This is a genomic window from Bradyrhizobium sp. MOS003 (genome assembly GCF_003020125.1).
Lineage (GTDB): Bacteria > Pseudomonadota > Alphaproteobacteria > Rhizobiales > Xanthobacteraceae > Bradyrhizobium.
The window spans coordinates 805956-828310 of sequence record NZ_PYFW01000002.1 but is presented as its reverse complement, the minus strand read 5'-3'; the positions used below and the strand labels follow the sequence as shown (position 1 = coordinate 828310).

The following is a 22355-nucleotide window of genomic DNA, read 5'->3' as shown; positions in this document are numbered from 1 at the left end:
TCGCCTATTCTCGGCCTTGGACGCCGAGCAGGCCATGCGGTCGCACCACGAGCACGAGCGTCATCACAGCAAACAGCATCACATAGGCGTAGCCGGGGTTGAACATGGAGGTGACGCTGATGATTTCGCCGGCGATCAGGCCGCCGAGGATCGCTCCTGGAAACGAGCCGACGCCGCCGATCACGACCACCACGAAGGTCTGGACCAGGATGTCGTCACCGATGCCCGGTGTCAGCGACACCACCGGCGCGTTGACGATGCCGGCAAAGCCCGCCGCCATCGCGCCGATGCCGAATACCACCATGAAGACGCGGTAGACGTTGATGCCGAGCGAATCGACCATCACCGAATCTTCGATGCCGGCCCGCACGATCATGCCGAGCCGGGTCCGGTAGAGGATGATGAACAGCGCCCCGAGCGCGATCGCGACGATGCCGACCACGGCGAGGCGGTAGGTCGGATAGAACATGAAGCCGAGATTGGTGATGCCCTGGAATATCGCCGGCGGCGGGACCAGCTGCGACTGGCTGGAGAAGATCAGCCGGATGATTTCGACGAAGCAGATGCCGAGCCCGAACGTCACGAGCAACTGATCCTCGTGCGGCCGATGATAGAAATGGCGAATGATGACGCGTTCCATCGCGACGCCCAGCAGCATCACGAACAGGGAGCCGGCGATCACGGCGATGATGAACGATTCCGTGTACTGGTAGGCGACGAAGCCCGCATAGCCGCCGATCATGAACATCGCGCCATGCGCGAGGTTGAGCACGCCGAGCGTGCCGTAGATGATGGTCAGGCCGGAGCTGATCAGCGCGAGCAGCGCGCCGAGCGCGAGCCCGTTGAAGAGCTGCGAGACGAGGTTGGGCCAACTAATCATGCAATGATCACGGTTGTGGCGCGTTCCGGCGGTGCGCAAAAAAGGGTGACGCCGCAGGAGCCGGAGGCGACCTGCGGCGTCACAGGGGTTAGCGCGAACTCAGCTGTAATCGCCGAGATGGCAGCCGAAGGCGTCCGGCTTCTGCATCAAGCCTTCGCCCGGGACGATCTCGACCACGTCGTACCAGTCTTCCTTGTTCTTCATGTCCTTCTGCTGTTTGCCCTTGACGATGATCACGGGACGGACGCACTGATGATCCTCGGGACGGTAGTGTACGTCGCCGACCAGCGACGGCAGCGTCTCGCCCTTCTCATAGGCCTTGATCACGTCGGGCGGGTTGAAGCTGCCGGCCTGCTCGCACATATGGGCCCAGTGCGCGAAGCTGACATAAGCGTTCTCCGCGCCCCATTCGGGCTTATAGCCGTACTTCTTCTCGAAGGCCTCGTTGAACATCTTGGCCAGCGGGAACTTGTCCTCGAGAGTCCACCAATAGTCGGTGGCGGCATAGACGCCCTGCATCAGGCCGCCGGTCTCGCGCGCGATGAACGGCACCTGATACGGAACCACGAGCTTCATCTTGTCGAGCACGCCGAACTGCTTGGCCTGCTGGGTCGACAGCACCGCGTCGTGACCCCAGTTGACGTTGATCAGCACGTCGGCGCCGGAGTTCGCGACGTTCAGCAGATACGAGGAATAGTCTGGCGCGCCGAGCGGCGCGACCTGGTTGGTGACGGTGGTCCAGCCGGCGGTCGCGAGGAAGTCCTGCATCGACTTGGTGACGGTGTGACCGTAGGTGTAATCGGGCGTGAGATACGCAGCCTTCTTGCCTTTGCCGAACTCCCTGACCATGACGGGGCCGATCGCCGCCGCGGCGGTCTGTCCGAAGAAGTTCTGGCGGAATCCGTAGCGGACGCAGTCCTTGCCGGTGGTGTCGTTCGAGCCGGAGATGCCGCAGACGAAGATCACCTTCTCGCGCTGGGCGAGCTTGTTGAGTGCGACGGCAACGGCGCTCGATGTGCCGCCCGTGATCATGATCGCCTTGTTCTCGCTGATGAAGCGCTGCTGCGCCTGCACTGCCTCGTTCGGCTTGGCCGCGGAATCCGCGACGCCGAATTTCAGCTCCTTGCCGAGCACGCCCTTGCTGGTCTTCGGCGAGATCTTCTTGATCAGGTCGTGACCGCTGTTGATGTGCTCGATCGCGAGCTGATAGCCCTTGAGCTCGTCCTCGCCCTGCACGGCATAGGTGCCGGTGCGCGGAACCGAGATGCCGATGAAGGCGGTGGAACCCGAGACGCCCGCAGGATAGGTGCCGATCGCAGGCTTGTCCTCGGCAAAGGCCGGCATCGCCGGGAGCATCGAGCCGCCGATGAGGCCGGCCGTGGTCTGGAGCAGGCCGCGGCGCGAGAGGCCGCGGCGAATGAGGTAGTCAGTCATGATCGTTTCCTCCGGATATCGTTCTTGTTTGCAGGCAAAACACGACTTGTCCGGCTGTCGACCTCGAGGGTCTGCCTGCGCCGGGCACGTCACGTCCGCGTGTAGCTCCTGGACGTAACCATTGCTTGTGAAGGCCTTCTGTCAATTTCGTCTTTGGTCGAACGACGAAAATTATCACGTGAAAACATATCGTATCCCGATATATATTAGCCTTTGTGAGTACGAGGCAGGCAGGTTGGGCAATAGAAATGGCGCGGCAGACGACAGCAGCGGGTGCCCGGAAGCGACCCTCTTGGCCGCAGGAGGCGGAGCACCAGGAGACGGCTCGGCCGGCCGGAGAGGGGAGCGATGCGCGCGCAGCGCCGCAGTCCGGCGAAGTGCCCCGCGTATCCGAGCCGCGCCGGTCTGCCGGCCAGTGGGGACCGGCGCTTGGTTCAGTTCAGGCGAAGCGGGCTCCTGGTCCGATGCAGAAGCTGAGCGTGCGCGCCCAGAACGTCCTCAAGGAGCTCGCGGTCGAGCTGACCGGCGAGCAACCGCCGAAGGGAACATGGTCGCCCACGCGTGAACTGCTGTTGGAGTTGACGGCCGAGCGGCTCGCGACCGCGCGCAATTGCGGCCCTCATACGATGCGAGAGATCGTCGACTGGGCGCAGGGCTGTGGCGTGACCATCAGGCCGGTCATTCCGCCCGGCGGCTCGCTGGCCCAGATGTGGGGCGAGTTAATCACCAACGCGTCGGCCGGCAGCCTGACCAGCACCGAGATCGTCGGAGCGCTGCAGCGTTCGATCAGGCGAAAGAGCGTTCGTATCCCGATCGCATTTCAGGTCATTCTGGTGAAGATGCTGCTGTCCAGCTTCGAATAGGGAGCCGGGAGGCCCGGATATTTGTGCATCCGCGCCGCCCGTCGGTTGGTTCACTCGGTCCTTCCTTGCTAGGCTCGGCAGCGCCCACTTCGCAGACGGGCTGCAGGTCGCAGGAATGGCTGAATCGAAACGAAAGACCGGACCTATGGTGCGCAAGGCCTCCGCCAAGGGCGCCGCGATGCGTGATGCCGACTACGCGGCGCTTGCCCGTTTCCGCTACCAGCTGCGAACTTTCCTCGCGTTCAGCGAAGCCGCGGCCCAGGACGCCGGATTGACGCCGCAGCAGCACCAGGCGTTGCTGGCGATCAAGGGATTGGCCGGCCCCGAGGGCGCCAGCGTCGGCGACATCGCGGGCTTCCTCCTGATCCGGCACCATACGGCGGTGGAACTGGTGGATCGCATGGCGAAACTGAAGCTGATCGGCCGGCAGGCCGATCCCGAGGATGCGAGGCGTGTCCTGGTCAAGCTGACGGCCAAGGGCGAGCAGAAGCTGCGATCGCTCTCGCGCATCCATCTGGACGAGTTGAGCGTCGCCGCACCTGCCCTGGGCAAGATCTTGCGATCGTTCCAGGCCAAAGAACGCTGAGGTGCGGGCTCAGGCTGCCGCGCCCTGTGCGGCGAGCTGGGCGGCCTGGTGCTCCGTGGTCAGAGCCTCGGTCAATTCGCCAAGGGCCTCGCCCGCGATGACCTGCGGCAGCTTGTAGAGCGTCAGGTTGATGCGGTGGTCGGTGACGCGGCCTTGCGGGAAATTATAGGTGCGGATGCGCTCGGAGCGGTCGCCGGAGCCGACCTTCTCCTTGCGTTCGGCCGAGCGTGCGGCGTCGAGACGCTGCTGTTCGGCGTCGTAAATGCGCGAGCGCAGGATGTTCATGGCGGAGGCGCGGTTCTTGTGCTGCGAACGGCTGTCCTGCATCATCACCACGATGCCGGTCGGAATGTGGGTGATGCGGATCGCCGATTCGGTCTTGTTGACGTGCTGGCCGCCGGCGCCTTGCGCGCGCATGGTCTCGATCCTGAGATCGTCGTTCTTGATGTCGACGTCGACTTCCTCGACCTCCGGCATCACGGCGACAGTCGCGGCAGATGTATGGATACGTCCCTGCGTCTCGGTGTCGGGCACGCGCTGCACGCGGTGCACGCCGGATTCGAACTTCAGCTTGGAGAACGCGCCGCGGCCCTGCACTTCAGCGATGATTTCCTTGTAGCCGCCGACAGTGCCTTCGCTGGCCGAGATCACCTCGACCTTCCAGCCCTGCAAGGCGGCGAAGCGCTCGTACATCCGGAACAGGTCGCCGGCAAACAGCGAGGCCTCGTCGCCGCCGGTGCCGGCGCGGATTTCCAGCACCACGTTGCGGTCGTCCATGGCGTCCTTGGGCAAGAGCGCGACGCGGATCTTCTGGACCAGTTCCTCGATTTTCGGCGTGAGTTCGTCGCGCTCGGCTTCCGCCATGGCGCGCATCTCGGCATCGATCGCGGGGTCGGCGATCAGCGCCTCGGTGTCGGCGAGCTCCTTGACCGCCGCGCGATAGGCCTTCACGGCGTCGATCAGCGGGGTGATCTCTGCGAGCTCGCGCGTGATCTGCACATAGCGTTCGGAGGCGAGCTGTCCGAGCGATTCGGCCTCGAGCGAGGCGTGATGTGCAAGCAGAACGTCCAGTTTGGCTTCGGGGAGTGACGACATCGATTCAGTCTCAAATGGCGGAAGGCGGCGAGGCGGCGGGGAGCGGCGACAAGGCCCGCTACAACGCCAGGCCTTCGGCTTCGGCAAATTCCGTGAGCTTCTGCCGGATCGAGACGCTGCCCGCCGGCGCGTCCAGCAGCGGGCCGAGCATGGCTTCGGCCTTCTTGGCATCGAGATCGATGACCATCGCCTTGACCGGGCCGAGTGCGGTAGCCGACAACGACAGTGAGTGGTAGCCGAGCGCAATCAGGGCCAGTGCGCCGATCGGCTTGGACGCCATCTCGCCGCAGAGCGAGAGCGACTTCTTCGCCGCCTGCGACTTGCGCGCGATGTCGCGCAGCGCGCGCAGGATCGGCGCCGACATGGTGTCGAAGCGCTCGGAGACCTTTGCGTTGCCGCGGTCGACCGCGAAGAGGAACTGGAACAGATCGTTGGAGCCGACCGAGATGAAGTCGACCTTCTTCAGGAGCTCGTCGAGCTGGTAGAGCAGCGCGGGGACCTCGACCATGGTGCCGATGTCGATGCGCTCCGGCAGCGTATGGCCGTGCTGGCGCAGATAAGTCAGCTCGCGTTCGACCAGCGCCTTCGCCGAATCGAATTCGGCGACCTCCGAGATCATCGGGAACATGATGCGCAGCGCGCGGCCGCCGCCGGCACGTAAGAGCGCACGGATCTGGCCTCGCAACAGGCCGGGACGATCGAGCCCAAGCCGGATCGCGCGCCAGCCGAGGGCGGGATTTTCCTCGATCACGGCTTCCATATAGGGCAGCGCCTTGTCGCCGCCGATGTCGAGGGTGCGGAAGGTGACGGGCTTGGTGCCGGCGGCATCGAGCACGGTGCGATACAGCGCCAGCTGGTCGCTGGTCCGCGGCAGGCTCTGGCCGACCATGAACTGCAGCTCGGTGCGGAACAGGCCGATGCCGGCGCTGCCGGTGTCCTCGATATGCGGCAGGTCGATGGCGAGACCTGCGTTGATCATCAACTCGACCTTCTGGCCGTCCCTGGTGACGCAGGGCCGGTCGCGCAGCGCCAGATATTGCGCCTGGCGGCGGGCGCGGAAGCGCACGCGCTCGGCGAAGGCCGCCTCGACCTCCTGCGACGGGCGCACATAGATCATGCCGGAGGTGCCGTCGACGATGACGGCGTCGCCGGGATCGGCGATACCAGGCGCATTCGGCACCTCGCCGACCGCGGGAATGCCGAGTGCGCGCGCCACGATCGAAACGTGGGAATTGGCGGTGCCTTCTTCCAATATGATGCCGCGCAGGCGCTTGCGGTCGTAGTCGAGCAGCGCTGCCGGCCCCATCGCGCGGGCGATGACGATGGCGTTGTCGGGCAGCTGCTCGCGTGACGGCGCGTGGTCCTGGCCGACCAGCTGACGCATCAGGCGGTAGCCGAGATCTTCGAGATCGTGCAGCCGGTCGCGCAAATAGGGATCGGTCGAGCGCAGCATGCGCGCGCGGGTGTCGGACTGCACGCGCTCGACCGCGGCTTCCGCGGTGAGGCCGGTGGCGACCGCCTCATGCAGCTTGTGCGACCAGCCCTGGTCGTTGGCGAACATGCGGTAGGCTTCCAGCACCTCGCGATGCTCGCCGCCCTCGGCGACGTCGCCGCGCTCCAGCATGCGGTCGAGATCGGCGCGGAGCTTGGCCAGCGCGGTGTCGAGCCGCTTGATTTCCTTGGGCAGGTCCTCGGCGATGTAGTCCTTGATGACGACACGCGGCTCGTGCAGCACGACATGGCCGAGCGCGATGCCTTCCGACAGGATCGCACCGACCTTCTGCGCGGAATGGCGCGCGGCCGGCTCCAGGCCTGGCTGGGCCAGCGCGGACAGTTCGCCGGAAGCGATCAGCTCCGCCAGCACCATGGCGGTGGTCTGCAGCGCCTCGAGCTCCTCCTCGACATAATTGCGCTTGGCGCGGTTCTGCACCACCAGCACGCCGAGCGTGTTGCCGGCGCGCAGGATCGGCACGCCGAGGAAGGAGTGGTAGATTTCTTCGCCGGTCTCCGGGCGGAACGAGAAGGCGGGATGGCTCTGCGCGTCGCTCAAATTGAGCGGAGTCGCCTCGCTGGCGACGAGGCCGACCAGGCCCTCATGGGCGCTCAGCACGGTGTGGTGGACGGCCTCGCGGTTGAGGCCCTCGGTGGCGTAGAGCTCCAGCGTGTTGTCGACGCGCAGCACGTAGACCGAGCACACTTCGGCCACCATGTTGGCGGCGATCAGCACCACGATCTTGTCCAGCCGCTCCTGGGCCGAGACCTGCTCCGCCATGGTTTCGCGGAGCCGTCTCAACAAGACGCGGGGACCTCCCGACGCGCTCCGCATGTCCCCTCAATCTCCTCCGTCTGCCCGGCCCGGCGGTATCGGCCGGCGGCTGGCCCAAAAATCCAGAAAAACAACCAAATTGTTCGTCCGGCGCAGGCACAAACCTAAAATCTACTTGAGATCAGCGCTTGTACCGAATCAGCGCCGCCATGAACTGGGACACAGTCTGCGGCAGCCCACCCTGTTCGCCGTATAGCGAATTGAGGCTTGTTTTGCCAAGCAAAACGCCTGCCAAACGCGAATGTGTGGGGACCTCAGCGTTTGCTGCGACCGCTAAGAGAAAATTAGTCCATGCATGGTCCGCAAAAGTGCGAAGCGATTTTCCGGAAAGGCCATGCTCAAACAACAACCTGAAGCGCGACGATGGATGTGCTTCAGGCCTGATCGAGACCGTAGAGCGTATGCAGGGTGCGCACCGCAAGCTCGGTATAGGCGGTGTCGATCAAAACCGAGAACTTGATCTCGGAGGTTGTAATGGCCCGGATGTTGATATTCCGCCCGGCAAGGGCCGAGAACGCCTGGGCGGCGACGCCTGCGTGGCTGCGCATGCCGCTGCCGATCACCGAGATTTTTGCGACATCGGTGGCGGTATCGAGCCGCGCATAACCGATCTTGGCCTTGGCAGCGGTAATCGTGTCCTTGGCGCGGGTATAATCGGCCGCCGGCACCGTAAAGGTGAGGTCGGTGGTCTTGCCGTCCTCCGAGACGTTTTGAACGATCATGTCGACGTTGATGTTGGCATCCGCCAGCGGGCCGAAGATCGAGGCGGCAACGCCCGGCTTGTCCTCGATCTGGCGCACCGAGATCTGGGCCTCGTCCTTCGAAAAGGCGATGCCGGTGACGACGTGGCTTTCCATGATCTCCTCCTCGCTGCAGATCAGCGTGCCGGGCGGCTGGTTGGCATGCGGGTCGATATCCTCGGGCTTGTCGAAGCTCGAACGGACGAAGATCGGCATGTTGTGGACCATGCCGAGTTCCACCGAGCGGACCTGGAGCACTTTTGCGCCCTGGGAGGCCAGTTCCAGCATGTCTTCGAATGCGATCTTGTCGAGCCGCTTGGCCTTCGGCACGATTCGCGGGTCGGTGGTGTAGACGCCGTCGACGTCGGTGTAGATGTCGCAGCGGTCGGCCTTGACGGCGGCGGCGATCGCCACGGCCGAGGTGTCTGAGCCGCCGCGGCCGAGCGTGGTGATGCGGCCCGTCTTGGGCTCGATACCCTGGAAGCCGGCGATGACCGCGACCTCCTTGCGCTCCCTGAAACGCTTGATGATTTCGCTGCCGTCGATGTCCTCGATCCGGGCCGAGGCGTGGGCGTCGCTGGTCTTGATCGGGATCTGCCAGCCCTGCCAGGAGCGGGCCTGAATGCCCATGCCCTGGAGCGCGATGGCGAGCAGGCCGGAGGTCACCTGTTCGCCGGAGGCGACGACGGCGTCGTATTCGCGCGCGTCGTGCATCGGCGAGGCCTCGGTGCACCAGGCCACCAGCTCGTTGGTTTTCCCGGACATCGCCGAGACGACCACGGCCACTTCGTGGCCGGCGTCGACCTCACGCTTCACATGGCGTGCGACGTTGCGGATACGTTCGATGTTGGCGACGGATGTGCCGCCGAATTTCATCACGAGGCGGCTCATGACGACGCGTGCATTCCTTCAAAGGGATCAGTATGGTGACCCGCACCGGACAGGTGCCTGCGGACACCGACCGCGCGTATACATAGCGGCGGGGCCGGGGGCAAGCGGGTTCCTGCGGGACCGGGTGCGGCAATGGGTTAACCGAGGTCATGGCGCGTTACATCGACGAGATTCTGCAGCCCGGCGAAAAGGTGCTGTATTCGACCAATGCGCACTGGATCTTCTATTTCCCGGCCATCGTGGCCTGGATCGTGGCCGGCGCGCTCTTCGTGACGTCCCGGCAGACCATCGTCGAAGGGCTCGTCCTCCTCTGTCTCGTCGCCTCCGGCCTGGTCGCGCTCGCGGCGCTCTATTGGACCTTAAAGGGCTGGTTCCACCGCTTCACCACCGAGACTGACGTCACCAATCTCAGGGTCGTGCACAAGACCGGCTTCATCAAGCGCCGCACCTTCGAGATGGCGCTCGACAAGGTCGAGAGCGTCGACGTCAATCAGACCATTCTTGGACGTATTCTCAACTACGGCGATGTGACCATCAACGGGGTCGGCGAGGGTCGCGAAACCATCCGGACGATCGCCTCGCCGCTCGCCTTCCGTAGTTCGATCACCACGCGGTAGGACCGCGCGTAACCATGAGCATGCAGCAAGATACTTCCGCAACCGCAAGCCCGCAGCAGGGCTCGACCGTCGATGCCGCCGAGATCGCGAAATTCTCGAAACTCTCGGCGGAGTGGTGGGACCCCAACGGCAAGATGGCGCCGCTGCACCGGATCAATCCCCTGCGGCTCGGCTATATCCGCGATGCTGCCTGCCGCAAGTTCGAGCGCAATGTGCGCAGCCTCAATTGCCTCGGCGGCTTGCGCGTGCTCGACATCGGCTGCGGCGCCGGCCTGTTGTGCGAGCCGCTGTCGCGGCTCGGGGCGCAGGTGATCGGCGTCGATCCGTCCCAGAGCAACATCGCCACGGCGAAGCTGCATGCCGACAAGGGCCATCTTGCGATCGACTATCGCTGCACCACGGTGGAGGAGATCGATCCGCGCGAGCGCTTCGACATCGTGCTGGCGATGGAGGTGGTCGAGCACGTCGTCGATGTCGGCGTCTTCCTGAAGCGCTGCGCCGCGATGCTGAAGCCGAACGGCCTCATGGTGGTCTCGACGCTGAACCGCAACTGGAAGAGCTTTGCGCTCGCCATCGTCGGCGCCGAATACGTGCTGCGCTGGCTGCCGCGCGGCACCCACGAATGGAACAAGTTCGTGACCCCCGACGAACTGACAAAATACCTGCTCGACAACCGCCTCGTCATCACCGAGCAGACCGGCGTGGTCTACTCGCCCTTCGCCGACAAATGGTCGCTCTCGTCTGATATGGACGTGAACTACATGGTGGTGGCGGAAGGAATGGTGTGAGGGCGTAAGCAGGCTCAAGCATCGCTCCTATGACGTGGGCGTGATTGACCTGCTTGAGCGCTAGCGGCAGGTTGGTTGCGGTCCCTTCCCTGCATTAGCCCCATCCCATGTTCACCGTCGCCAGCCTCTGGATTCCCTTCACCGTCGTCGCCGCGCTGGGCCAGGTCGCGCGCAATGCGATGCAGCGGTCGCTGACGAAGCCGTTGGGGACCTGGGGAGCGACCAATATCCGCTTCCTGTTCGGCTTTCCGTTCTCGCTACTATTTCTGGGCGTGGTGCTGATCGCGACCGGCGATCATCTCGGCCCGCCGCCCTCCGTGTTCTGGCCGTGGCTGCTGCTCGGCGCGCTCAGCCAGATCGTCGCCACCGGCCTGATGCTGCTCGCCATGAACGACCGTTCCTTCGTGGTGACGACGGCGTATCTGAAGACCGAGGCGATCCAGACCGCGATCTTCGGCTTCGTCTTCCTCGGCGACCACCTGACCTGGCTGAAGGTGCTGGCGATCGTGATCGCGACAATCGGCGTCGTCATCACCGCGCTCAGGTCCGGCGGCGAGAAGAGTTTTGCGGAGCTGAAGCCGACCATCACCGGGCTCGTTGCCGCGGCGGCGTTCGCGTTGTCCGCTGTCGGCTTTCGCGGCGCCATCATCAACGTGCCCGGCGTCTCGTTCGTGACCGCGGCCTCGTTCACGCTGGTGCTCGGCCTGTTCGTGCAGACGCTCGTGCTGACGATCTATCTGCTCTGGCGTGCGCCGAAGGTGCTGCAGGCGATCCTCGGCCTGTGGAAGCCGTCGATGCTGGCGGGCTTCATGGGCGCCTTCGCCTCGCAGTTCTGGTTTTTGGCGTTCGCGCTGACGGCCGCCGCCAATGTCCGCACGCTCGCCCTGATCGAGGTGCTGTTCGCGCAAGCGGTGGCGTATTACTCGTTCAAGCAGCCGATCGCGCCGCGCGAGCTTGCAGGCATCGCGCTGATCATCATCGGCGTGGCGGTGCTGGTGGGGGCCTAGTTCCGGTCTTCCGGCAATGTCGGCAGCGGCGACACCTCGATGCCCTCGTCGATCAGCGACTTCGCCTCCTCCGGCGAGGCCTCGCCGTAGATCGGACGGTGCTCCTTGTCGCCGTAATGCATCGCGCGGGCTTCGTTGGCAAAGCGCTCGCCGACATTGTCGGCGTTCTTCACGATGTGATCGCGCAGCTCCTTCAGCTTGCTACGCAGCTCTTTCTCCTGCGCCATCAGCAGTGAGGTCGGTCCTGACGGCGCAGCCTCGGGCGCGGGAGTGGCCGCGGGCTCAGGCGGCGGCGCTGCACGGCCGCGGCCCTTCTTGCCGACGATGCGCGGGGCCATGATCGCCTTCTCGACCTTGGCCGAGCCGCAGATCGGGCAGGTCACCAGCTTGCGCTTCACCTGCGAATCATACGCCGACGAACTCTGGAACCAGCTTTCGAATTCGTGGTTGCGGTCGCAGTGGAGCGCGTAGCGGATCATGCCGATCCCCGCACGAGGTGCAGATGGTCCGGCCCGGCCTTGGGGTCGGCGACGCCGAAACGACGGCCGTGCTGGAGCGAGGGGATCGCGCGGCGTGCGGTCTCGACCTTGGCCGGGTCGATCCTGGCCATGATGATGCCGGGCTCGACATCGCCCTCGGCGAGGATCTCGCCCCAGGGATCGATGATCAGCGAATGGCCGTAAGTCTCGCGCTTGTTCTCGTGCGTGCCGGCCTGGGCCGCGGCGAAGATGAAACAGCCCGTCTCGATCGCGCGCGCGCGCAGCAGCACGTGCCAGTGCGCTTCGCCGGTCTTGCGGGTGAAGGCCGAGGGCACGGTGATGAAGTATGCGCCGCTCTCGGCCAGCGCGCGGTAAAGCGCGGGGAAGCGGACATCGTAGCAGATCGTCAATCCGACGCGGCCCCACGGCAAATCGGAGATCACCGCGGTCTCGCCCGGCTGGTAATTGGCGGATTCGCGATAGCTCTCGCCGTCCGGCAGCTCGATGTCGAACATGTGGATCTTGTCATAGCTCGCGAGCACATTGCCCTCGGGCCCGATCAGGAAGGAGCGGTTGACCGCTTTTTCGTCCGAGAAGCGCAGCGCCAGCGAGCCGACATGGATGTGGATCTTCAATTCAGCCGCGAGCGCGCGGTAGGCCTTCAGCGAGGTGTCGTCCTCCTCGCCCTGCAGATGCTCGAACAGCGCTTTGCGGTTCAGCTGCATCATGTTGCTGACTTCGGGCGTCTGCACGTAGTCGGCGCCGTTGGCGGCCGCCTGCCGGATCAGCTTCGTCGCCTGGGCGAGGCTCGGCTCGGGCATCAGGCCGGTGCGCATCTGCACCATGGCGGCGGTGAACGTGCGGTTCTCGCTCATGAGTTGGCCTTCACACCTTCGAGCATCCCGTCGAGCTTGCCCTCGCGATCGAGCGCGTAGAGATCGTCGCAGCCGCCGATATGGGTTCCGCCGATCCAGATCTGCGGAAAGGTCGAGCCCTCGCCGGCGCGGTCGTACATCTCGTCCCGCCATGAGGGGTTCTTGGCGACGTCAAATTCGGTGAAATTCGCCTTCTTGCGGGTCAGCAGAGACCTCGCCGCGGAACAATAGCCGCAGCCCGGCCTGGTGTAGATCTCGACAGCAGCAGTCATGGCGTCCGGCGCTCTCATGTCATGAAGTCATTGAATTATATGGGACGAGGGCCGCTCTCGACAACCCGGGCGAAGACCAGCACGTCGACCTGGGCGGCTTTGGCCCGGAGCAGGACCCGCGCACAGGCATCCAGTGTCGCCCCCGAGGTCAGGACGTCGTCGATTAGGACAATGCGGCGGCCCTGGATTTCCGCCTGACGGTCGGGGGATACCTGGAACGCGCCCTGCACATTGGTGGCGCGCTGGGCCCGCGACAGGCCGATCTGCTGCTCGGTGGCGCGCACCCGGCGCAGCACCTCGGTTCTCGCCTTGACCCCGCTCTGCCGCTCGATGATTTGCGCCAGCGCCCCGGACTGGTTGTAGCGGCGGCGCCAGGCCCGCCGCCAATGCAGGGGCACCGGCACCAGCATGTCGGCGCCGGCTAGCAATTCGCCGCCCGCCCGCGCCATCCAGCGGCCCATCGCGGGCGCCAGATCGGTGCGGTCCTGGTATTTCAACGCATGCACCAGCGTGCGCGCGATGTCGTCGTAACGGACGGCCGCGCGGGCGCGCTGGTAGGCCGGCGGGCTCGCGATCGCCTCCATCGACAGCATGTCGGGGCCGGGATCATAGACGAAGGGAATGCCGAGCCGCGGGCAATAGGGCCGCTCGATGAACGACAGCCGCGCCCAGCAGGCCGCGCAGACGCCTTCGCCCTCGACCGGCTCGCGGCAGGACACGCACAGCGTCGGCAGCGCGATGTCCAGCGCCAGCCGCGCCGCACGCGACACGAGGTGGCGGCCCGCCGACCATGCGGTCCGCAGAGGGGCGGCGATGGAGCGGGAAGGGGCGGCGTCGGCTTCCATGGGGGGAGGCTAGCGTCCGGCTCGACGGCGCTCAAGCCATGTCCTCGTGCCCCGGACGCAGTGCAGCGCCACTTCGGCGGTGCGCTGCAGAGCCGGGGCCGATCTCACCGAATCGTACGGTGCCGCATTCTGGATCCCGGTTCTGCGGAGCGTCACCGCGTGCCGCACCGCGCCCGGGACACGAGAGCGATTGCCAGAACGACTTGGATCGGCATAACCAGCGGCATGGCCCAGACACCCCAAACCCCGCCCGCTTTGTTCGATCGCGCCTTGCTGCATGCGCGGCAGCGGCGGGCGCAGGCGCAAGGTGCCGTGGGCTTCCTGCTCGACCGGGTCGCCGAGGACATGTCTGACCGGCTGGCCGCGGTGATGCGGGATTTCCCCGCGGCGGCCGACCTCTGGACGCCCGGCGAAGGTCTTGCGGACCTGCGTACGCGGCTTCCGTCTATCGCGCACATCGCTCTCGATGCGGCCGGTGCCGAGAAACTGCCCTTCGCGCCGGAAAGCCTCGATCTCGTCGTCTCCGCGCTGGCGCTGCAATTCGTCAACGATTTGCCTGGCGTGCTCGCGCAAATTCGGCGCGCGCTCAAGCCCGATGGCTTGCTGCTCGCCGCGATGATCGGCGGCGACAGCCTGACCGAGCTGCGGCAGGCTTTTGCGGCGGCGGAGGCCGAATGCGAGGGCGGCGTGTCGCCGCGCGTGGCGCCATTCGCTGATTTGCGCGACATCGGCGCGCTATTGCAGCGGGCGGGCTTTGCGCTGCCGGTGACCGATGTCGACCGTGTCGTGGTGCGCTACGGCAATGCGTTCGCGCTGATGCAGGATCTCCGCCGCATGGGCGCGGCCAATGTGCTGATCGAGCGGCGGCGCACGCCGTCGCGGCGCGCGACGCTGTTGCGGATGGCGGAAATTTATGCCGAACGCTTTGCCGATGCCGACGGCCGGATCCGTGCGACCTTCGACATCATCTGGCTCTCCGGCTGGGCCCCGCATGCGAGCCAGCAGCAACCGCTGAAGCCGGGTTCGGCGAAGGCGAGCCTGGCGGACGCGGTGAAGAAGGCGGGGAAGGAGTGATCCTCATGGCGAGGAGGCGCGTAAGCGCCGTCTCGAACCATGCAGGCCCGGCTCTTCCCGTGTCGCCATCCTTCGAGACGACGCGCTTCGCGGTCTCCCAGGATGAGGCCCGTGCTCACATCAACAGATCGATCAAATGCGGGATCAGCGGAATGTCCGCGGGCGGCATCGGGTAGTCGCGCAGCTTGTTGGCGCGGACCCAAGCGAGGTTTTGGCCTTCGCGCGGCGTGACCTGTCCCTCCCAGCGCCGGCAGATGTAGAGCGGCATCAGGAGGTGGAAGGTCTCGTAGCCGTAGCTCGCAAAGGTCAGCGGCGCCAGGCACGGCTCGGCGACGGTGATGCCGAGCTCCTCGCTCAGCTCGCGGATCAGGCTCTGCTCCGGCCGTTCGCCGGGTTCACACTTGCCGCCGGGAAACTCCCAGAGGCCGGCCAGCGTCTTGCCCTCGGGGCGTTGCGCGATCAGGACGCGCTTGTCGGCGTCGATCAGCGCGCAGGCCACAACCAATGTCAGTTTCAGATCGGCCATACGTCAATGTCGCTCGCTGAAGATCACCCGCAACGGTTTCTTAACCCCGTCGCGGCCGGCGTTTCCAGGGTTCCATAAGTCATATTTAATCAAGGGTTCCTAGGGTGGAAACGCTTAACCATTCCGGGCCCGAACCATGCGCGCTACGCTTTCCACCATCATTCGCCGGTTCGTCCACGACCGGGGCGGCAATATCGCGGTGATCTTCGCGATCGCCTGCGTCCCGCTGATCACCGCGGTCGGCTGCGCGGTCGACTATTCGCGCGCGACGCAGACCCGGGCCAAGCTTCAGGCCGCGGCCGACGCCGCCAGCGTCGGCTCGATCGCCAAGGCGTCGCCGGCCTTCAAGGCCGCCGGCACCATGACGTCGGATGGCTCGATTTCCGTCGGCGTCACCGACGCCACGAACCTCTTCAACGCCAATCGCGCCAATCTGACCGGCTACACCCTCAACAGCGTCACGCCGACCGTGGTCAAGACCGGCTCGACCGTCACCTCGACTGTCGCGTTCAACGCCACCATCAACACCATGTTTCTCGGCCTGATCGGCAAGACCGCACTGGCGCTGACCGGTACGTCGAAAGCGACGGCCAGCATGCCGCTCTATATCGACTTCTACCTGCTGCTGGACAATTCGCCGTCGATGGGCGTGGCGGCGACGCCGGACGACGTGACCAAGATGGTCAACAACACGTCCGGCAAATGCGCCTTCGCCTGCCACGACTACAACGACTCCAACAACTACTACAATCTGGCCAAGACGCTCGGCGTGACGACCCGGATCGACGTGCTGCGCAGCGCGACGCAGTCGCTGATGGACACGGCTGCTGCCACGCAGACCTATTCCAATCAGTTTCGCATGGCGATCTACGATTTCGGCGCCTCGTCCAAGACGATCGGTCTGCGCGCATTGTTCTCGCTCTCGTCGAGTCTGTCGAGCGCCAAGACGGCGGCCGGCAACATCGACCTGATGGGCGTCTACGGCAACAATGACAGCTATACCAAGGACCAGGATACGCAGTTCAGTACGCTCTTTCCGGCGATCAGCAACGAGATCCCGAATCCTGGAAGCGGCACGTCCAACTCGCCCCTAAAATATCTATTCTTCGTTTCCGATGGCGTTGCCGACGAAAGCAACGCGGGCTGCCTGAAGCCGCTCTCGGGCAGCTCGCGATGTCAGTCGCCGCTCAATGCCTCGCTCTGCAAGGCGATGAAAGATCGCGGGATCAAGATTGCAGTGCTGTACACCACGTATCTGAAACTGCCGACCAACAAGTGGTACATGGACTGGATCGACCCATTCAACCAGGGCCCGTTCGGCCCATCGCCGAACAGCCAGGTCGCGCAGAACATGCAGAGCTGCGCCTCACCCGGGTTCTATTTCGAGGTCAGCCCGACCCAGGGCATCGCGGATGCCATGAACGCGCTGTTCAAGAAGGCGGTTGCGGATGCGCGCATCTCGGGGTGAGGTGCCCACCTCTCCCCGCAAGCGGAGAGCTACGACCTGTAATCGCCGTTGATCGCGACATATTCCTTGGTGAGGTCGCAGGTCAGCACGCGGTCGCGGCCCTTGCCGAGGCCGAGCGAGACCTTGATCGCGATTTCCGGCGCCTTCATCGCTTCCGACACCTGCGCCTCGTCATAATCGGGATCGCGCGCGCCGCTCTTGGCGACGCGGATGCCGTTGAAGGAGATCGAGAGCTTGTCGCGATCGGCCGGCTCGCCAGCCTTGCCGACCGCCATCACGACGCGACCCCAATTGGCGTCCTCGCCGGCGATCGCGGTCTTGACCAGCGGCGAGTTGGCGATCGACATCGCGATTTTGCGCGCGGAGGCCTTGGTCTTGGCGCCCTCGACCGTGATCTCGACCAGCTTGCGCGCGCCCTCGCCGTCGCGGGCCACTTGCTCTGAAAGGTTGGCGAGCACCTGATTGAAGGCTTTGACGAACGCTTTCAGGCGCGGATCACTGGCGCGGCTGATCTTCGGGGCGCCGTGCTCGGCGGCAGCGCCGGTGGCGAAGGCCAGCAGCGTGTCCGATGTGGATGTGTCGCCATCGATCGTCACCGCGTTGAAGGTGTCTTCGACGCCGGCCTTGAGCAGCGCCTGCAAGGCCGCGGGCGCGATCGGTGCGTCGGTGAAGATGAAGGACAGCATCGTCGCCATGTCGGGGGCGATCATGCCGGCACCCTTGGCCATACCGTTGATGGTGACCCTGGCCTTGCCGAGCTTGACCGTCGCGGTCGCGACCTTCGGGAAGGTATCGGTGGTCATGATCGCCTTGGCAGCAGTGAGGTAGTCGCCGGGCTCGGCGGCTTCAGCCAGTCGGCCCAGCACGCCGTCGAACTTGGTCGCGTCCAGCGGCTCGCCGATCACGCCGGTCGAGGCCAGGAAGATTTCGCCCTCGCTGCATCCGACCGCCTTGGCCGCGATCTTCGCAGTCAGCGCGGTGGAGGCGCGGCCGGTCTTGCCGGTAAAGGCATTGGCGTTGCCGGAATTGACGACGAGTGCGCGCGCCTTGCCGCCCTTCAGCTTGGCGCGGCACCATTCCACGGGTGCGGAGGGGCACTTCGATTTGGTGAAGACGCCGGCGACCGCGGTGCCCTTGTCCATCACCGCCAGCAGCACGTCGGTGCGGTTCTTGTAGCGGATGCCGGCCTCGGCCGTCGCAAGACGAATGCCCGCGATCACGGGCATATCGGGAACGTTTTTCGGGGCGAGGGGAGAGACGGAGGAGGACATCGCGGGGCGCCTTGGTGGGGTCTGGATATGCAGATGGCCGGACCATCAAGTGGCCCGGCCATTGCGACGTTAGATACTCTTGGCGTCCGTGAAGTGACAGCGAATTCTTACGTCTTCGCGGTCTTACTTCTTTGCAGGCGGCGCCATCTTGCTGTCGGACGGCTTGGCTGCGTCTGCCGGTTTGGCGTCCGCCGCCGGCTGATCCAGCCGCTCGACCTTGGCTTCCGCACGCAGCTTGGCGACGTAGTCGGCCTGGGCCTTGCGGGTGACGTACTGCTCGATCTGGGCCTTGACCTGCTCGAAATCAGGCGCCTTGCGGTTGCGCTTTTCCTCGACCTTGATGACGTGCCAGCCGAACTGCGACTTCACGGGGTCGGAGATCTTGCCCGGCTCCAGCGCGAAGGCGACAGCCGAGAATTCCGGCACCATCTGCTCCTTGGTGAAGAAGCCGAGATCGCCGCCGTCGGCCGAGCCCGGATCCTTGGACTTCTTCTTGGCCAACTCGGCGAAATCGGCGCCCTTGTCGAGCTCGGCCTTCACCGCCTTGGCCTCGTCCTCGGTCTCGACCAGGATGTGGCGGGCGCGCACTTCCTGCTCGCCGGTGATCTGCTTGGAGGCCTCCTCATAGACCTTTTTCATGGCGTCGGGGGTGGTGGCGGCCTTGCCTTCCTGAGCCAGCAGGCTGTCCATCAGCAGGCGGGTGCGGGCGAATGCCAGGCGCTTCTTGAACTCCTCGCTGTCGGCGACCTTCTTGTCCTCGGCGGCCTTGCCGACGATCTTCATGTCGATGAGGAAGGACAGAACGTTCTCGTCCTTGGTTGCCGGGTCCATCTGGGCGAGGCTCGGCCCGAGTTCCTCCTCGGCCATGGTAACGTCGCTCTTCTTGATTTCAGCGCCATTGACCTTTGCCAGGACCGGATCGTCGGCAGCCCGGCCGGGACCTGCGATCAGCGCCAGCGCAAGGCAGCCCACGAGGGCGGTGGCGAGGCCGAAGCGCAGGCCGGTTTTGGTTACCGGGAACGAGGTGGTCATGAAAAATCCTTATGTTGAAGCAGGGGGCTGCTCGAGCGGGGCGGACACTCGCCCAATTCAGGGGGGCTTGGCAACGCGAAAAGTCTGTCAAAATGATGAATTAGCCGCAATGCGCCCGCCGTTGACAAGGCCCTGACCGGGCCATATCTCTGCCCGGTCGCGACCATGGCGATGGCGTTTATTTTGCTGCGTTTTTGGCCGTTGAACCCAGACTTGCCCAATTCCCACCCATATGGCGGATGACCCCCGCAGTCCGGGCTTTGACGCCGCGAGGCGTCACGGTGAGTTGATAGGCGGGCGGGTGACAACTTCTTGGGCCCACGCGGTTAATTCGCGAACATAGGAACTAGTCATGATCGGCGCGCTCGCCCGCAAGTTTTTCGGTTCCGCCAACGACCGGCGGGTGAAGGGATATCAGTCCCGCGTCAACGCGATCAACGCGCTGGAGGCCGAGGTCTCGAAGCTCTCCGACGAGGCGCTCAAGGCCCGCACCGCCGACTTCAAGAAACAGCTCGGCGAGGGCAAGACGCTGGACGACCTGCTGGTCCCCGCCTTCGCCACCGTGCGCGAGGCCGCCAAGCGCACACTCGGCCAGCGCCATTTCGACGTCCAGCTGATCGGCGGCATGGTGCTGCACGAGGGCGACATCGCCGAGATGAAGACCGGCGAAGGCAAGACGCTGGTGGCGACCCTTGCGGTCTACCTCAACGCGCTCGCCGGCAAGGGCGTCCACGTCGTCACCGTCAACGACTACCTCGCCCGCCGCGACTCCGGCTGGATGGGCCAGATCTACGGCTTCCTCGGCATGACCACAGGCGTGATCGTCCACGGCCTCGACGATGCCGAGCGCAAGGCCGCCTATGCCTGCGACATCACCTACGGCACCAACAACGAATACGGCTTCGACTATCTGCGCGACAACATGAAGTACCGGCTCGAGGACATGGTCCAGCGCCCGCACTTCTACGCCATCGTCGACGAGGTCGACTCCATCCTGATCGACGAGGCGCGCACGCCGCTGATCATCTCCGGCCCGCTCGACGACCGCTCCGATTTCTATAACACCATCGACGGCTTCCTGCCCAAGCTCGACAAGACCGACTACGACGTCGACGAGAAGCAGCGCACGGTGACGCTGACCGAAGCCGGCATGGAGAAGATCGAGACCCTGCTGCGCGATGCCGGCCAGCTCAAGGGCGAATCGCTTTACGACGTCGAGAACGTTTCCGTTGTGCACCACATCAACCAGGCGCTGCGCGCGCACACGCTGTTCACGCGCGACAAGGACTACATCGTGCGCGACGACGAGGTCGTCATCATCGACGAGTTCACCGGACGCATGATGGCCGGCCGCCGCTATTCGGAAGGCCTGCACCAGGCGCTCGAAGCCAAGGAACACGTGCAGGTCCAGCCGGAAAACCAGACGCTCGCCTCGATCACCTTCCAGAACTATTTCCGGATGTACGAGAAGCTCGCCGGCATGACCGGTACGGCGCTGACGGAAGCCGACGAGCTGTTCGACATCTACAAGCTCGAAGTCGTGGAGATCCCGACCAACGTGCCGATCGGCCGTCTCGACGAGGACGATGAGGTTTATCGCACTCACAAGGAAAAATACACGGCCATCCTCGCCGAGATCGAGCGCGCCAATTCGCGGCTCCAGCCGGTGCTGGTCGGCACGGCGTCGATCGAGAAATCGGAAGTGCTGGCCGAGTTTCTGAAGCAGAACGGCTACAAGCAGATCGATTTCGGCAAGGATAACGCGCTCGACAAGCTCTACGCTGCCGCCCGTGCCGGCAAGCCGGCGAAACTGTTCGCGGTGCTGAATGCGCGCTTCCACGAGCAGGAAGCCTATATCGTCGCGGAGGCCGGCGTGCCCGGCGCGATCACGATCGCCACCAACATGGCCGGACGCGGTACCGACATCAAGCTCGGCGGCTCGCTCGAGATGCGCATCCCGAAGGAGACCGCGGGCATCGAGGACGAGGCCGAGAAGGCCAGGAAGATCGAGCAGATCAAGGCCGACGTCGAGCGCTTCCGCGAGATCGTGCTGAAGGCCGAAGAGATCGTCGAGATCGAGCCGGCGAAGGGCAACAAGCCCGCCAAGACCGTGACCAAGCCCGGCGGCCTCTACATCATGGGTTCCGAGCGCCACGAATCCCGCCGTATCGACAACCAGCTGCGCGGCCGTTCCGGCCGTCAGGGCGATCCCGGCCGTTCGAAATTCTTCCTGTCGCTGGAAGACGATCTGATGCGCATCTTCGGTTCGGATCGTCTCGACAGCATGCTGCAGCGTCTCGGCCTGCAAGAGGGCGAGGCCATCATCCATCCCTGGATCAACAAGGCGCTGGAGAAGGCGCAGCAGAAGGTCGAGGCGCGCAACTTCGACATCCGCAAGAATCTGCTCAAGTTCGACAACGTCCAGAACGACCAGCGCAAGGTGATCTTCGACCAGCGTATCGACCTGATGAAGGACGAGAGCGTCGCCGAGACCGTCAACGACATGCGCCACGCCTTCATCGACGATCTCGTCGCCAAGCACGTGCCGGAGCATGCCTATGCCGAGCAGTGGGACGTCGCCGGCCTGAAGGAAGAGCTGAAGCGCGTGCTCGATCTCGACCTGCCGGTCGACGAATGGGCCAAGGAAGAGGGCATCGCCGACGAGGAGCTGCTCACGCGCATCGAGAACCGCGCCGACGAGCATATGGCGGCCAAGGTGGCGCAATGGGGCCCCGACGTGATGCGTTACGTCGAGAAGACCATCCTGCTGCAGACGCTCGACCACCTCTGGCGCGAGCATCTGATCATGCTCGACCATCTGCGCCAGGTTATCGGCCTGCGCGGTTACGGCCAGCGCGATCCCTTGCAGGAGTATAAGACCGAAGCCTTCAATCTCTTCCAGGAGATGAGTGCGCATCTGCGCGAGGCGGTCACGGCGCAGCTGATGCGGGTCGAGATCGTCCCGCCGGAGCAGGAAGCGCCCGTGCTGCCGCCGATGGAGGCGCACAAGTTCGATCCCAACACCGGCGAGGACGAAATGGCCATCGCCAACGTATCGCTTGGAGCCCAGACCTCCGACGCCGCGCTGCGCGATCCCAACAACCCCGCCAGTTGGGGCAAGGTCGGCCGCAACGAGGATTGCCCCTGCGGTTCAGGCAAGAAGTACAAGCATTGCCACGGGCGGTATGCCTGATCGAACGACCTGTCGGCTCTTGCCGGCCCGGTTCAATCATGTTCCGTCCGTGCGTGGCACGGATGGAACCCACTTCAACAAATGTTGTTATCT

At 64.7% G+C, this 22355-nt stretch carries 20 protein-coding genes; 8 read left to right on the top strand and 12 right to left on the bottom strand.

Features of this window, described 5'->3' with window-relative positions; all coding sequences use genetic code 11:
* Window positions 1-4: 4 nt before the first annotated feature.
* Both C7G42_RS14410 and C7G42_RS14405 read right to left on the bottom strand, forming a co-directional pair.
* Complete coding sequence (locus C7G42_RS14410; protein WP_094973583.1) at window positions 5-880, bottom strand: branched-chain amino acid ABC transporter permease; 876 nt, start codon at window positions 878-880, stop codon at window positions 5-7.
* 99 nt (window positions 881-979) lie between these two features.
* Complete coding sequence (locus C7G42_RS14405; RefSeq protein WP_106949578.1) at window positions 980-2314, bottom strand: substrate-binding protein; 1335 nt, start codon at window positions 2312-2314, stop codon at window positions 980-982.
* 464 nt (window positions 2315-2778) lie between these two features.
* On the opposite strand from C7G42_RS14405, the gene C7G42_RS35780 reads away from it, so the two are divergent.
* Together C7G42_RS35780 and C7G42_RS14395 are read left to right on the top strand one after the other, a co-directional pair.
* Entirely contained in the window at window positions 2779-3177 is a 399-nt protein-coding gene (locus tag C7G42_RS35780; protein ID WP_245427705.1) for a hypothetical protein, read from the top strand.
* A gap of 115 nt (window positions 3178-3292) precedes the next feature.
* Window positions 3293-3763 (top strand): MarR family winged helix-turn-helix transcriptional regulator, encoded by a 471-nt coding sequence (locus C7G42_RS14395; protein WP_106949576.1) that lies wholly within the window; start codon window positions 3293-3295, stop codon window positions 3761-3763.
* 9 nt (window positions 3764-3772) lie between these two features.
* Here C7G42_RS14395 and prfA read toward each other — a convergent pair whose 3' ends face one another.
* From prfA to C7G42_RS14380, 3 genes are all read right to left on the bottom strand, one after another.
* Window positions 3773-4858 carry a peptide chain release factor 1 gene (prfA, locus tag C7G42_RS14390; RefSeq protein ID WP_106949575.1) on the bottom strand — a complete coding sequence of 362 codons (1086 nt, stop codon included), beginning with the start codon at window positions 4856-4858 and terminating at the stop codon, window positions 3773-3775.
* A gap of 58 nt (window positions 4859-4916) precedes the next feature.
* Complete coding sequence (gene ptsP / locus C7G42_RS14385) at window positions 4917-7184, bottom strand: phosphoenolpyruvate--protein phosphotransferase (RefSeq protein ID WP_106949574.1); 2268 nt, start codon at window positions 7182-7184, stop codon at window positions 4917-4919.
* A 374-nt stretch (window positions 7185-7558) separates the two neighbouring features.
* A complete protein-coding gene (locus C7G42_RS14380; RefSeq protein ID WP_106949573.1) occupies window positions 7559-8815 on the bottom strand; it encodes an aspartate kinase in 1257 nt (418 codons plus the stop codon).
* Window positions 8816-8964: 149 nt separating this feature from the next.
* Between C7G42_RS14380 and C7G42_RS14375 the strand changes: the two genes are divergently transcribed.
* The 3 genes from C7G42_RS14375 to C7G42_RS14365 all read left to right on the top strand — a co-directional run bounded on the left by C7G42_RS14375 (window position 8965) and on the right by C7G42_RS14365 (window position 11227).
* Window positions 8965-9432, top strand: coding sequence for a PH domain-containing protein (locus tag C7G42_RS14375; protein ID WP_106949572.1), 468 nt, complete (start codon window positions 8965-8967; stop codon window positions 9430-9432).
* A gap of 14 nt (window positions 9433-9446) precedes the next feature.
* Complete coding sequence (ubiG, locus tag C7G42_RS14370) at window positions 9447-10220, top strand: bifunctional 2-polyprenyl-6-hydroxyphenol methylase/3-demethylubiquinol 3-O-methyltransferase UbiG (protein ID WP_199580899.1); 774 nt, start codon at window positions 9447-9449, stop codon at window positions 10218-10220.
* Between the two features lie 107 nt (window positions 10221-10327).
* Complete coding sequence (locus tag C7G42_RS14365; RefSeq protein WP_106949571.1) at window positions 10328-11227, top strand: EamA family transporter; 900 nt, start codon at window positions 10328-10330, stop codon at window positions 11225-11227.
* On the opposite strand, the gene C7G42_RS14360 is transcribed toward C7G42_RS14365, so the two are convergent.
* From C7G42_RS14360 to C7G42_RS14345, 4 genes are read right to left on the bottom strand one after another with little or no spacing between them, the layout of a single operon-like run.
* Window positions 11224-11706, bottom strand: a complete 483-nt coding sequence (locus C7G42_RS14360; RefSeq protein ID WP_106949570.1) for a DUF1178 family protein — start codon at window positions 11704-11706, stop codon at window positions 11224-11226. The genes C7G42_RS14365 and C7G42_RS14360 overlap by 4 nt on opposite strands.
* Window positions 11703-12581 (bottom strand): carbon-nitrogen hydrolase family protein, encoded by an 879-nt coding sequence (locus C7G42_RS14355; protein WP_106949569.1) that lies wholly within the window; start codon window positions 12579-12581, stop codon window positions 11703-11705. The genes C7G42_RS14360 and C7G42_RS14355 overlap by 4 nt, the downstream gene beginning before the upstream one ends.
* On the bottom strand, window positions 12578-12853 hold the full coding sequence (gene grxC / locus C7G42_RS14350) for a glutaredoxin 3 (protein ID WP_106949568.1): 276 nt from the start codon (window positions 12851-12853) through the stop codon (window positions 12578-12580). The genes C7G42_RS14355 and grxC overlap by 4 nt, the downstream gene beginning before the upstream one ends.
* A gap of 35 nt (window positions 12854-12888) precedes the next feature.
* Entirely contained in the window at window positions 12889-13698 is an 810-nt protein-coding gene (locus tag C7G42_RS14345) for a ComF family protein (protein WP_106949567.1), read from the bottom strand.
* A gap of 225 nt (window positions 13699-13923) precedes the next feature.
* On the opposite strand from C7G42_RS14345, the gene C7G42_RS14335 reads away from it, so the two are divergent.
* The gene (locus C7G42_RS14335; RefSeq protein WP_199580916.1) at window positions 13924-14772 is read left to right on the top strand and encodes a methyltransferase domain-containing protein; all 849 of its coding nucleotides are present in this window, start codon (window positions 13924-13926) and stop codon (window positions 14770-14772) included.
* Between the two features lie 115 nt (window positions 14773-14887).
* On the opposite strand, the gene C7G42_RS14330 is transcribed toward C7G42_RS14335, so the two are convergent.
* Window positions 14888-15298 carry a (deoxy)nucleoside triphosphate pyrophosphohydrolase gene (locus C7G42_RS14330; RefSeq protein ID WP_106949565.1) on the bottom strand — a complete coding sequence of 137 codons (411 nt, stop codon included), beginning with the start codon at window positions 15296-15298 and terminating at the stop codon, window positions 14888-14890.
* Between the two features lie 136 nt (window positions 15299-15434).
* Here C7G42_RS14330 and C7G42_RS14325 point away from each other — a divergent pair, with 136 nt between their 5' ends.
* Complete coding sequence (locus C7G42_RS14325) at window positions 15435-16766, top strand: TadE/TadG family type IV pilus assembly protein (protein WP_106949564.1); 1332 nt, start codon at window positions 15435-15437, stop codon at window positions 16764-16766.
* A gap of 29 nt (window positions 16767-16795) precedes the next feature.
* Here C7G42_RS14325 and argJ read toward each other — a convergent pair whose 3' ends face one another.
* Together argJ and C7G42_RS14315 are read right to left on the bottom strand one after the other, a co-directional pair.
* Window positions 16796-18037, bottom strand: coding sequence for a bifunctional glutamate N-acetyltransferase/amino-acid acetyltransferase ArgJ (gene argJ, locus C7G42_RS14320; RefSeq protein ID WP_106949563.1), 1242 nt, complete (start codon window positions 18035-18037; stop codon window positions 16796-16798).
* A gap of 123 nt (window positions 18038-18160) precedes the next feature.
* On the bottom strand, window positions 18161-19069 hold the full coding sequence (locus C7G42_RS14315) for a peptidylprolyl isomerase (RefSeq protein WP_106949562.1): 909 nt from the start codon (window positions 19067-19069) through the stop codon (window positions 18161-18163).
* Window positions 19070-19421: 352 nt separating this feature from the next.
* Here C7G42_RS14315 and secA point away from each other — a divergent pair, with 352 nt between their 5' ends.
* The gene (gene secA / locus C7G42_RS14310) at window positions 19422-22262 is read left to right on the top strand and encodes a preprotein translocase subunit SecA (protein ID WP_106949561.1); all 2841 of its coding nucleotides are present in this window, start codon (window positions 19422-19424) and stop codon (window positions 22260-22262) included.
* Window positions 22263-22355 lie beyond the last annotated feature (93 nt).